Genomic DNA, 11,989 nt, shown 5'->3' with positions numbered 1-11,989 from the left:
TTTTAGTATAAAATATCATTTACATGAGTCCAATAAAGACTCATATAATTGTTGCTCTATCTTTGAAATTTACAATAATATAATAATGAGTTTTATATGCCTAAAAAAACAGATAAAAAAAGCACGGATAAATACCTACTCATAAGTAATGGGTATTCTATTCACTATGATGAGACAGACTGTTTTGAGAACGACATAAAGCTTGATGAACAGAAAATGGGTACTCGTAAATCCAAAGATGTTGCAGAAGAATTAAAGAAAAAGTTTTATGACGGTTTTCTAAAAAAGCATTACGAAAATTTAATTATTTTAACCGGGGCAGGAACCTCCTTAGATAATGGTACCGATAAGAACAAGCGCGGTAAAACAAAAACACAGCTTTGGGACGAATGTCAAACTGAAATAGATACTTTTGAGAGCAAAATCTCTGGCTTTAAGAATAAGTCATTTTATACAGAAAAAGATATTGAGGAATGTCTTTCATATATTCTTCTATACGAAAAACTAAATGGGACTATTCAAAATGATAAAAAAGACAATTTGATAGAGATATTGGAGAAAAAAATAGCAAGTTGTTGTAATTTAGAATTACAGAATGCAGCACCACACAAGAATTTTATTAGCAAGATCATAGCAAGGAAACCTAACGATTCAAGAGTTAAATTATTTACTACCAATTACGATACTTTATTTGAACAATCCGCAAATAATGCAGGTATTGTTTTAATCGACGGTTTTTCTTTTAGTCAGCCGAGACAATTTTCAGGTAAATGGTTTGATTTAGATATCGTTAATAGAGAAAGGACGCGACTAAAAGAAGAGGAAAGTTTTATCTCGGAAGTATTACATTTATATAAATTACATGGTTCTTTGGACTGGGTAAAACATGGCGAAAAGATTATCCAACAGACAAATCATGAAAATAACCCGCTCATTATATATCCTGCTAATGAAAAGTATGAAAGTTCTTACAATCAACCGTATTTTGAAATGATGTCAAGATTTCAGCAATCATTAAGACAACCCAATACATTGCTTATTGTTGTTGGTTTTAGCTTCCAAGATAAGCATATAAAAAATGTAATTTTTGAAGCGGTTGAGCAAAATCCAAGTTTTCAATTGCTGATAGTTAATTTTAATAATAACCAAAGCATTGATACTATTGGCACTCTAAAAGATTTTTTTGATAGTGTAGAGAATAAGAAAATTAAAAGAAGAGTTAGTATTGTTTTTGATAGTTTTTCAGATTTCACAAAAAATTATCCTGAAAATGAGGTATACAGAAAAAACGAGGAAGTTGTAAATGAACAATCCTTTTGATCATAATTGCTTTCTGGGCTATGTAAATGAAATAACTCCTCAATATGTAAAAGTACATTTTCCTTCTTCAGGTCTTTTGTCTAAATTTCACCATAATGGCGTAAATTTTGCGGGTGGCAATGTAGGAAACTTTATAATTATAGAGGGCGAGGAATATGGATTTTTAGCCAGAATTGTAAAACTTAACCTACCTGATAGTGAAAAAAAAGAAATCAATGAAAATAAAATTAAAAACGACCAATCAAAATTTCATCCGTCAGGCGAAGCTGAATTATTATTAAGTTTTGATTTGTATAAACCGAATAAATTATCGAAAATAATTTGTAAATATCCTTTCATAGGAGCCAAAGTATATTCTTGTTCTGATGAACAGATGAGCAAATATGTTAAGGAATTCGGAAAACAAAATGACAATGACAGAGATATATATGCGAAAATTGGCGAACTAACTTCAAATAACGCTAAATGCAATATATCGCTTAATGCTTTGTTTGGAAGACATTGTGCTATTGTAGGAGCAACAGGCGGAGGTAAAAGTTGGACTGTCGCAAAGCTTACAGAAATAATTTCAAATCAAACAAGCAATAAAGTTATTTTAATAGACGCAACAGGAGAATATGCTAATCTAACTGATAATAGCGTTTCATTTGGGGAAAATGTGTCATTCCCATATAAATATCTTAGCAATACTGATTTTTGTTTTTTATTTCGGGAGTGTTCGCCAAATACTGTAAGTGTATTATGTGAAGCAATTCACACACTTAAGCTTATAAAACTGAAAAAACTTTCTGATGGTATAAAGGTAGGAAAGGATCCAATAATTATAAAACAAACAATCGCGGAAAATATTCATTTATTCAAAGATTGTAATTTTGATATTAAACAATTGCCCGCACAGCTTGTAAATGAATGTGTGAAAGTTGGAAGGACTACTTATGAAGAAGATAATTTTAAACTTAGCTATACTTCGCACTTGATTTCAAGGATAAATCTCTTTCTCACTAACAGGACAATGTGTTCCGCATTAGGGATTGACGACAATAAGACAGACGATATAATTTCAAAAATAACAAATTTTATAGAAAAAGATAAAACCAATGGAATATTAAGAATAAGTTTTGAAAAGATATCCTATGATTTCTCTATTAGAGAAATCGCCGTTAATTTTGTCTCTTTTTTTTTATTGGAAAAATCAAGAACCAACATCTTTAAAAAAAGCCCATTAATCTTGTTTGTTGATGAGGCTCATCAGTTTTTAAATAAAAGAATAAATGCAGAAGATGACACCGTATTCTCATTGCAAAATATTGATTCAATAGCCAAAGAATGTAGAAAATACGGCTTATTCCTCTGTTTAGCAACACAAATGGCAAGAGATATACCAATAGGCACATTAAGCCAGATAGGAACTTTTATAGTCCACCGGTTAATAAACGAACAAGATAAAAAAGCGATAGAAAATGCATCTTCTTTAGCTAATAGAAGTGTTTTGTCATTCTTGCCGGTTTTAGGAAAAGGGGAAGCATTACTTATTGGAGTTGATTTTCCTATGCCATTACTTATCAGGTTAGATGTTCCGAGCACTCCTCCTGACTCAAATACTCCAAAATTAAGCAAAAAGAATTAAACTTTTAAAAATATCTCTTGGTGAATAAATTAAAACGGGTAATATCTTTACGAGTATATAACTTTTTTATAAAATTAAATATCATTAAATTTAGTTTGTAATATTTTATCTAAAATATTTTTATTCCATTCATATGTAAATACTAACGACTAAGTATAAGAAGTATAACCCAAGCCTGCTGAATTTGACACACTGTTAAAATTAGTGTTTAGTTTTATATCAGCAACCAATAGTTCGGCGGGCAGTAGAATTCTAATAGTTCAGAGTAGTGGCATATATGAAAGATCTGAAGCTGATTTGGCATTTTGCACTACAAATTCAAAAAAACAGGTACCAGAAAATGTAAAATTAATTTTTGAAATCAAAATGAGCGTCATTTCAAACTATAAGTATGAATCTGGCAAAATTAAATTCATTGGGGATTACAAAACTCACAAAGGCAATCCTTTTTTATTGCGTTCGGACTCTATGTTGAAAGCAATAGGAAAATCAATAAACATAAGAGTTTCCGGGATATCGTCGTCAAATATACCAATTATTGTTATAGGCAATAGTCCCATTACAGAAAATTACAGTCATAAAGTAGATTTTTTAAAAAACTCCGGAGTTGTACAAGGTTTTTGGTCTTTAAACCCAAGACCAACTAGTATTTCTTTTATTGAAAAAACGGATGGTAATGGGTTTTTAACTATAAAAAATTTATCTTTACTCAAGCAACAGACAAAAGAAGTATTAGAAGGCAAATTAAATTACTTCTCATCAATGATACCAAAAAAGAAGCTTGGCGAGTTTATAAATGTATCAAGCAAAGAAAGCTATGACGAACAAAAGGCAGAAAAGTTTTTAAACCTCATAAGAGGTTTAGTATGAAAAATAAAAAAAATGGAACTCAGACCAGCGCTTTCGGCACAAGCGGCAGAATAAATCATAATTCTGAAAAATTTTATAATTCGAAATTATATAAAGAACTCCAACAAACGAAAAGTATATCCGACAAAACAAATGAGTTCCCTCAAAAATATCTTAATAAAATTATTTTAGGCTCTTGCACTGATATGAAAGAAATACCGGACAATTCGGTACATCTAACGATTACATCTCCGCCTTATAATGTTTCAAAAGAATATGATAAGGATTTATCATTAACAGAATATTTAAATTTGTTAAAAGAAACGTTTAGTGAAACTTACAGGGTTTTAGTAAATGGCGGGCGCGCTTGTATCAATATCGCAAATTTGGGACGCAAACCCTATATTCCTTTGTCTGATTATGTATCGCAAATAATGAATGGAATTGGGTTTAATATGCGCGGTGAAATTATTTGGAACAAAAAATCAAGTGCAAGTCCATCAACCGCTTGGGGAAGTTGGAAGAGTGCGGCAAACCCAATTTTACGGGATATACACGAATATATTTTAATCTTTTCAAAAGGTAACTACAAGAGAGAAAGGGCAAAAGAGGAATTGTCCATTAAACAAAACACTATAACAAAAGAAGAATTTATGATGTGGACAAAATCAATATGGACTATGAATGCAGAAAGCGCCAAACGTGTTGGACATCCGGCACCTTTTCCAATAGAATTGCCATATCGTCTAATCAAGCTTTATTCTTTTACAAACGATGTTGTTCTTGACCCGTTTATGGGTAGTGGAACAACTGCGTTAGCGTCAATAAGAACAAATCGCAATTTTGCAGGTTATGACATAAATCAGGAATACATTAATTTGGCAAATAAAAGAATAAACTTCGAACAACAATCAATATTAACTTAATTTGATAAAAAATCAGCCTTTTGCCAAACTATATTTTCTTATTAAACCTCAAGTAGAGACAATAGATACTTCCATGTATAACTTGAGAAGAAGATGTAAACACACATATTGTTAAAGAAGCATTAGAGAACAAATAACTGTTTTTTTTAGGTTTTTGCTTAATTGCTACAATTTACCACAGAATACCTTTAATCACTTCTTACTTTTGAAAGAATTAGTCTGTTATCTCCTTCAAGTTATTGCGCTACAAGTCATGGCATAAATTGATATTTTGAGGAATAAAACTTGTACCATTAAACAACAGCATAATAAACATTACACTGAAAAAACCTTTTATTTCATTTATCTGTAATACTAACTATTTGCTGGATTTAAGAGTGGGCGATTAGTCCAAATCCGCTAAATTTATCGGGCTACTAAAATTATTGTTAATTCTATATCGGCAATCGAGCATTTAATCGTAGGGATAAAAGCGTGGAATTTCAATAGTTTAGAGTTAAGTTGTTTTGATATCTGCAATGGTCTTAGAGTTTTCTTTTACAAAAACCCTTTTGGCAATTCTGTTAAAAGGTTTCTTAGGTCCTTACTTGTTTTCAACAACCTCCCAACATACGCCTTTGTTCGCTCATATATGCCGAATTTTGACTTGTTGTTTCGATTTTTTTGTATTATTGACAGTCGTAGTACTAATTTCTACTTAAACGAATAATTCTTTAATTATATATTGTATTTTGTATTTCTGTACAATATAATTTTATCATGAGAACGCAAAATTGCAAGGTATATGTGTGGATATATTTGTTGAGGCAATTGTTTACCATCACGCAGGAATGTGATAATGGAAAAATTACAGGTATATAGAAATTTAGCGACGAAAGCTTATTATAATGATATCTTTGATATTAATGGTTTGGTAAATAAGGTTCACTGCTCAGATGCTTTATCCTTCTTTAAAAAAGTATTTGTAATAGTATGGATTTGGCTATTACTTCCTCGACATATTATCAACAGCGTGATTATGACTGTGGTAGTATTGGAAACGAAACAACGGAAGAAGAGTATATGAATAAATTACTATCAATATTTAATGAATGTTCTCGTGTAGTTAAAACAACGGGCGCGCTTGTTTTTAATTTGGGATATAAATATCTAAATGGTAATTTATCGCTAATTCCATATAAATTTGCTCTTAAGGCATTAGAAAATAACAAAGTTTTTTTAATCAATCAAATCACTCGGACTAAAACAAACCTTACCCTGAGACAAGAGAATAGAAAACTGATACAGTCCACAAAGCCTTTTTTTGTCTTTGCTAAGATAAAGGAGTATTGCTTTAAATTAAATGAATATTTAAGTCGTTTAGATAGAAAGAATAAAAAACAACTTTTAATTTTTCAAAAGTAGGAAGAAAATATTTTGATACTATCCGCCAATCAAATTTAACACTGAAAGAAAAAGAAAATGCAGTACGTGAGTTAAAAAAAGTCAAAGAAGTACGCCTCGGCAAAATTGAAAGTTTTAGAATGAAAATTCGCGGTATTCATAAAGAAACATATGATGGTATGACAGGTGGGCGAAATAATTTAGAAGGAATGGCTTTACGATTATCAAAATAACAGGCAATGCTATAAAAAAAGACCTAATAGAAAGTCCTGTCGAAATAACGGAAGATAATAAACATACTGCTGTATGTCCGTTATACATAGTACGAGAATTATTGAAATTATTATCTAACAATGATGATATCGTATTATATCCATTTTGTGGCGGTGGGACTACTTGCGCTGCCAATAAAAATCTTGGAAGAAATTATTTGTATATTGAAATTAACCCTGAATACGTAGCATTCTCGGAACAAAGGATAAATGTGTCGAATAATTATGAGGAGTTTTTCTTATGAATGAAAGAGAGATTTTAGAGAATATCCATGATAAAGATGTTCAATTAAATGTCGATAGTATTCCAAGCACAGTTATATTAAATGTAATGAGAAAAAACTATCAGTTTATAATACAAGAATTAAAATCTTCGTCAGGTTTTATAAATAAGGACTTAACAGGATTGGTAGCCAAATCTTTAAACTCTCCAAAACCAAAAAGAAAGGATACAGAAATCGCTGATGATGGAACAAATACACAAGTTGAATAATTCTATGCCAAAAGCATTAGTTGATACAAATATCATTATTCATAGGGAGAATTCTGTAGTTTCAAACTACAATATAGGTCGCCTTTACAGGTGGCTTGATAAACTACATTACACAAAAATTATCCATCCTTATACCGTAAGAGAAATAGAAAAATATAAAGATAAGTTTATTCGAGAAAACCTCCTTGCAAAACTTAGCGCCTATGAACATATCAAAGTAGTGAGTGACCCATCCGAAGACTTTCTGAAAAATTTTATAAATACAGATAAAACCGAAAATGATAAAATAGATAACTCATTACTTTTTTAGGTATATTCCGGCAGAGCTGATTTATATAACAGAAGATAAGAGACTTATTAGTAAAGCGGAAAGTATTGATATTAAAGATAAAGTGTTGTCTATCAATCGGTTTATTGAAAAAGCAACAGGAGCTAATCCTACTCTCGTTGATTATAAAATGCTTGCTGTAAAAAAGGAATTGTTTGGAAATATAGATTTGTCAGTGCCATTTTTTGATACTTCCAAAAAAGATTATAAAGAATTTGCCTATTGGTTTAACAAAAAATCTGAAGAAGAAGTATATATATGTAAGGACGATAAAAATAATATATTGGGTTTCTTATATTTGAAAATAGAAGGCGAAAATGAAAGTTATGATAATATAACCCCACAATTTAATAGAAAACAAAGACTGAAAGTAGGAACTTTTAAGGTTCTATCAACAGGCTTTAGACTCGGCGAAAGATTTATTAAAATTATTTTTGACAATGCTACTCAATATGGAGTCGGAGAGATATACTTGACTATGTTTGAAAACAGAGAAGAATTACAAATTCTGTCAGATTTGCTTCTTCATTGGGGATTTTTCAAATTTGGCAAGAAAAGAACTCAGAATGGCGAAGAAACGGTTTTTGTGAAAAAAATAGGGTGTTATGACAGTTCTTTATCTGTCCAAGAAAATTTTCCCAATATTTTATATAATAAACAAAAATTCGTACTCCCTATTCGTTCAAAATATCATACTACACTATTGCCAGATTCAAAACTAAATACGGAAAACGAAGGCGGTTTTTTAGGCAAAGAACCACATAAATATGCATTGCAAAAAATATATATTTCTTGGACTTCTGAGCGGGACATCAAAAAGGGTGATATTATATTGTTTTATCGCATTGGAGAACATGGAAGTAATAAAAAATATTCTTCTGTGATAACAAGTTTGGGAATTATTACTAATATTGTTTTCAATTTTAAGTCAAAAGAAGAGTTTTTGGGACATTGTCAGAACAGGACAGTATTTCCGTTAGAAGACCTTGATAAATTTGCTGCAAATTTAAAACGCCTTATGGTTGTAAAATTTATTTATGCAAAAAGTTTAACAAAAAGACTAACACTTGGCTTCTTATGGGATAATGAAATAATATGTCCTCCAAAGGGACCAAGACCTTTCACAAAAATGACAGATGCACAATTTAATATTATTCTTAAAGAATCTCAAACCAATATTAATTTTTTATAAAGGGAATATAAGAATGTGTAAAATTTTACTGTCTATCAAGCCGGAATATGTCGAGAGAATTTTTAATAATACCAAGAAGTATGAATATCGGCGTATTCTTGCCAAAAACAATGTGGATTCAATAGTTATTTACTGCTCTTACCCTGTAAAGAAAATAGTCGGGAAATTAAAAGTAAAATCTATCATAAAAAAGCCGCCTGCTATCCTATGGAAGCTAACACATCAAAATGCAGGAATTAGCAAAGAAAGATTTTATAAGTATTTTAACGGAAAATCTATTGCCTATGCTTATGAAATAGACTCTGCCAAAAAATATAAAACACGTAGAAATTTAAATGATTTTGGGGTATCTTTCCCGCCACAATCTTTTATATATATTTAGGTTCTGTCCTAAAACGAATTTAAAATATCTTTATTTCGCATATATGTAATACTAATGTTTGGCTTGGTTTAAGTATAAGGAGTATAGCCCGAACTTGCTGAGTTTTGACGGACTGCTAAAATTTTATTTTAGTTCAATATAAGGAATCAGCCGTTTAACTGTTGGGACTAGAGTATGAAACTCTAAGAGTTCAGAGTAGTTATCAGATGCAAATTGTTGGAATCGACATAGTCTCGGAGCTTACTCTTATATGCTATTTGGCAACCCTCCCGAAGGTTTTTTTAAATTCCTTTTTCAGTAAGTTGATAAGTATTGCAAATATGATTTCTTATCCATGATCCTTGTCACTAGGATATTCTTTGTTATCTATCCACATTTACCCTTCGACCTCTCTGTTGTAGCTTTTCTTCTTTTAGATATGCCGTAACCATCTGAGTGATAATAAATTTAATTTTTTAGTTATAGTCAGGTATGCTGTAATAAATAAGCGCTAAATTATTGAAAATTCAATTAATTTAGCGCTTTCTTTTATTAGTATAAATATGTTTTGTTAAATTTCTGAGGTGCCTGTAATTTCAATCTCAAAAATCCCACTCTGCTGTTTTTCGTCGACAGGTAATTTATTTTTGATTCCATACTTCGCATCCCATACTTCACTTTGTCTTTTAACGATTATATAATTATCTGTAAGAGCCTTGTCTTTTCCTATTTTTACGGCTTTTCTTTTTGTTCCTACGTTTTTATTTAAGAAATCTCTTCTTTTTACGGAATCTATTTCAAGTAGATGTTTTGCTCTGTTTTTTATTTCATTTGTAGGAACTTTGTTTTTAAATGCGGAGGCTTTTGTTCCCTGTCTATCGGAATATCTAAAAATGTGAAATCTTGCAAACAAAATTCGTTTTATAAAATCGCATGTTTCTTTGTGGTGTTTTTCTGTTTCACCTGGAAATCCTGTGATAATGTCTGTGGTGAGTGCCAAATCAGGCAGAATCCGCACTATTTTATTTATCTTTTCTTCAAATGTTTTTGTCGAATACTTTCTGTTCATTTGTTTTAGAATTTCATTGCTACCGGACTGCAGTGGGATATGTAAATGTCGGCATATTTTTTCTGTATTTATTTTTATGAGGTCTATCAACTTATCGTCAATCTCATTTAGTTCTAAAGATGAAATCCGAATCCTGAAGTCTAAAGGAATTCTAGTGATTTTTTCAACAAGGTTCGATAATCCGCCGTCGTATTTCCCTATATGTATTCCGGTCAAAACTATTTCAGAGTAGCCGTTTTTTACAAGGTTTTCAATTTCTAATAGAACTTTGTTTTCGGGTTTGCTCCAAATAGTGTTTCTTACATGCGGAACTATACAATAGCTGCAAAAACTGTTGCAGCCATCCTGTATTTTTAAAAATACTCTTGAGCGTTTATCAAAACCTGAAATTGTTTGCTTTTGATTTTCAATGAAAAGTTTTGTTTTATCCGTTATTATTTCAATGTTTGGGAAAAGATTTCTGATGTTTATGTTTTTATTTTTTACAATGCAACCGGTGAGGATTATTCTTGGCTTGTTCGGTAATTTTGCCGCCTTTCTCAGAAAATATTTACATTCTTTGTCGGCATCTGCTGTCACGGTACAGGAATTAAAGACAATAATATCGGCTTCATCAGGTTTTTGTACCTGCTCAAGGTTATCGTTTCTAAATTTTTCAGAAATGAGCTGCGATTCATATTGATTTACTTTACATCCGAAAGTGTGTACATAATACTTTTTCATTTAAAGTTTTCAAGAAAATTCATAGTTAGAATGCTTGCAACGAATGCGGCAGTTTCCAGCCGTAAAATATTGTTTCCAAGCGTTACAGTTTGAATGCCGAGCGATTTTGCAAATTCTACTTCTTCACTTTCAAAACCGCCTTCCGGACCTATAAAAATGCTGCCGCCGTTATATTTTGCTTTTTTTTCAAAAATATTGTTTATGAAGACTTTATTTTCACTGTTGTTTTCGCTCTCCCATGGTAAAATACTTATGAAATTTTTATCTGTGAAAGCATTTTTACAAGCGGTTTTAAAATCTAAAGGTTCATTTATTTTCATAATATTGTTTCTTCCGCACTGTGAACTTGCGGCAATAGATATCTTTTCGTATCGTTCTAATTTGTTTTTTGAAAAAACGGCACGTATGCTTCTCTTAGTTTTAATAGGCATGATTTCAGAAACTCCTATTTCAGCACACTTTTCTATAAGCCATTCAAATCTGTTGCCTTTAGGTATTGATGTGTAGAGTTTTACTATAAAGTCAGATATCTTATATGAATGAGATAAAATATTCCCTAAAATTTTGTTTTTGTTTACAGAAGTAATTTTTGCTTTATAAGAGTTTCCCATACCGTCAAAAATCATTATTTCGTCGGCAGTTTTAAAACGACGCACGTTGGACACATAATGTGCCTGTTTGCCGTTAATGGCGAAAATATTTTCTTTTATATCCTCAGGTCTTACATAGAAATGCGACACAAAATATCTCCTAAACTTATATTATTATACACAATCTTAAAATTGTCTGAAACGATAAAAATGTTTGTCCGAGACAGTAACAAAATAAGCTGTGAAAAATTTATTTTTCAATTTTAACTATATATGACTAGGATAGAATAGTCATATGAAAAAATAATAACTTATCCTTTTGTGACAATAACCCAGTGAAAAATGTGAAAATAATGCTTTTTTAAGTATTTTTTCAGGAGATTTGCAGCGATTTCTTGCAAAGCAATAATAGTTAGAGTAGCGATATTAATATTTTTCTATATCCATATCTATTTGACTTATTAAATCTATATTTGGAAGATTCAGTCGTTTTTTTATTTTTTCGGCTGTTTTAACTATTTTAAAACTGTTTATTGTAAAAATCCAATTTACAACAAAAAATATTTTGGTGTTTTGTCCATACTGTTTTTGATTTTACTCATTGTCGGCTTTTCTGCATTAGGATGTGTTATATATTTTATTGACAACAGCAGTATCCTTATTGTATAATCATTGGTTGATTATGATACAATAGATATATAAGTTTATAGCGGGGGTGTGGCAGAGTGGTCTAATGCACCAGACTGTAAATCTGGCGGGCTTGCCCTTCGGTGGTTCAAATCCATCCGCCCCCATACTTATTGTTTGCGGGAGTAGCATAATGGTAGTGCTCCAGCCTTCCAAGCTGTTTACGCGG

The 11,989-nt window shown here is 31.0% G+C and carries 12 protein-coding genes and 1 tRNA gene; 11 read left to right on the top strand and 2 right to left on the bottom strand.

Features of this window, described 5'->3' with window-relative positions; all coding sequences use genetic code 11:
• Positions 1-96: 96 nt before the first annotated feature.
• From LE179_RS02515 to LE179_RS02470, 10 genes are all read left to right on the top strand, one after another.
• On the top strand, positions 97-1,320 hold the full coding sequence (locus LE179_RS02515; RefSeq protein WP_374128799.1) for an SIR2 family protein: 1,224 nt from the start codon (positions 97-99) through the stop codon (positions 1,318-1,320).
• Positions 1,304-2,947, top strand: coding sequence for an ATP-binding protein (locus tag LE179_RS02510; protein WP_374128798.1), 1,644 nt, complete (start codon positions 1,304-1,306; stop codon positions 2,945-2,947). The genes LE179_RS02515 and LE179_RS02510 overlap by 17 nt, the downstream gene beginning before the upstream one ends.
• 204 nt (positions 2,948-3,151) lie before the next feature.
• Positions 3,152-3,817, top strand: coding sequence for a hypothetical protein (locus LE179_RS02505; protein WP_374128797.1), 666 nt, complete (start codon positions 3,152-3,154; stop codon positions 3,815-3,817).
• Between the two features lie 185 nt (positions 3,818-4,002).
• Positions 4,003-4,722: a site-specific DNA-methyltransferase gene (locus LE179_RS02500; RefSeq protein ID WP_374128796.1), complete on the top strand. Its 720-nt coding sequence runs from the start codon at positions 4,003-4,005 to the stop codon at positions 4,720-4,722.
• Between the two features lie 972 nt (positions 4,723-5,694).
• Positions 5,695-6,126, top strand: a complete 432-nt coding sequence (locus LE179_RS02495; RefSeq protein WP_374128795.1) for a DNA methyltransferase — start codon at positions 5,695-5,697, stop codon at positions 6,124-6,126.
• A 199-nt stretch (positions 6,127-6,325) separates the two neighbouring features.
• A complete protein-coding gene (locus LE179_RS02490; protein WP_374128890.1) occupies positions 6,326-6,622 on the top strand; it encodes a DNA methyltransferase in 297 nt (98 codons plus the stop codon).
• A complete protein-coding gene (locus LE179_RS02485) occupies positions 6,619-6,870 on the top strand; it encodes a hypothetical protein (RefSeq protein ID WP_374128794.1) in 252 nt (83 codons plus the stop codon). Before LE179_RS02490 ends, LE179_RS02485 begins: the two co-directional genes overlap by 4 nt.
• Positions 6,842-7,180 carry a hypothetical protein gene (locus LE179_RS02480; protein WP_374128793.1) on the top strand — a complete coding sequence of 113 codons (339 nt, stop codon included), beginning with the start codon at positions 6,842-6,844 and terminating at the stop codon, positions 7,178-7,180. The genes LE179_RS02485 and LE179_RS02480 overlap by 29 nt, the downstream gene beginning before the upstream one ends.
• Before the next feature lie 82 nt (positions 7,181-7,262).
• Positions 7,263-8,390, top strand: a complete 1,128-nt coding sequence (locus LE179_RS02475) for a hypothetical protein (RefSeq protein WP_374128792.1) — start codon at positions 7,263-7,265, stop codon at positions 8,388-8,390.
• 13 nt (positions 8,391-8,403) lie between these two features.
• Positions 8,404-8,772, top strand: coding sequence for a hypothetical protein (locus LE179_RS02470; protein ID WP_374128791.1), 369 nt, complete (start codon positions 8,404-8,406; stop codon positions 8,770-8,772).
• Between the two features lie 550 nt (positions 8,773-9,322).
• On the opposite strand, the gene LE179_RS02465 is transcribed toward LE179_RS02470, so the two are convergent.
• Together LE179_RS02465 and LE179_RS02460 are read right to left on the bottom strand one after the other, a co-directional pair.
• Positions 9,323-10,543, bottom strand: a complete 1,221-nt coding sequence (locus tag LE179_RS02465; protein ID WP_374128790.1) for a MiaB/RimO family radical SAM methylthiotransferase — start codon at positions 10,541-10,543, stop codon at positions 9,323-9,325.
• Complete coding sequence (locus tag LE179_RS02460) at positions 10,540-11,283, bottom strand: 16S rRNA (uracil(1498)-N(3))-methyltransferase (protein ID WP_374128789.1); 744 nt, start codon at positions 11,281-11,283, stop codon at positions 10,540-10,542. The genes LE179_RS02465 and LE179_RS02460 overlap by 4 nt, the downstream gene beginning before the upstream one ends.
• 561 nt (positions 11,284-11,844) lie before the next feature.
• Here LE179_RS02460 and LE179_RS02455 point away from each other — a divergent pair.
• Positions 11,845-11,927: transfer RNA gene (locus tag LE179_RS02455), tRNA-Tyr, on the top strand.
• Positions 11,928-11,989 lie beyond the last annotated feature (62 nt).

Source organism: Candidatus Endomicrobiellum agilis (genome assembly GCF_020328115.1).
GTDB classification, from domain to species: Bacteria; Elusimicrobiota; Endomicrobiia; order Endomicrobiales; family Endomicrobiaceae; genus Endomicrobiellum; species Endomicrobiellum agilis.
Note: the sequence above shows the minus strand (reverse complement) of the source record. Positions and strands in the feature narration are given on the sequence as shown.

Bases quoted from the DNA above. Each gene is read 5' to 3' on its own strand.
- LE179_RS02485 (WP_374128794.1), top strand. From the start codon at position 6,619: ATGAATGAAAGAGAGATTTTAGAGAATATCCATGATAAAGATGTTCAA.
- LE179_RS02465 (WP_374128790.1), bottom strand. From the start codon at position 10,543: ATGAAAAAGTATTATGTACACACTTTCGGATGTAAAGTAAATCAATAT.
- LE179_RS02470 (WP_374128791.1), top strand. From the start codon at position 8,404: ATGTGTAAAATTTTACTGTCTATCAAGCCGGAATATGTCGAGAGAATT.
- LE179_RS02510 (WP_374128798.1), top strand. From the start codon at position 1,304: ATGAACAATCCTTTTGATCATAATTGCTTTCTGGGCTATGTAAATGAA.
- LE179_RS02480 (WP_374128793.1), top strand. From the start codon at position 6,842: ATGATGGAACAAATACACAAGTTGAATAATTCTATGCCAAAAGCATTA.
- LE179_RS02495 (WP_374128795.1), top strand. From the start codon at position 5,695: ATGGATTTGGCTATTACTTCCTCGACATATTATCAACAGCGTGATTAT.
- LE179_RS02500 (WP_374128796.1), top strand. From the start codon at position 4,003: ATGAAAGAAATACCGGACAATTCGGTACATCTAACGATTACATCTCCG.
- LE179_RS02515 (WP_374128799.1), top strand. From the start codon at position 97: ATGCCTAAAAAAACAGATAAAAAAAGCACGGATAAATACCTACTCATA.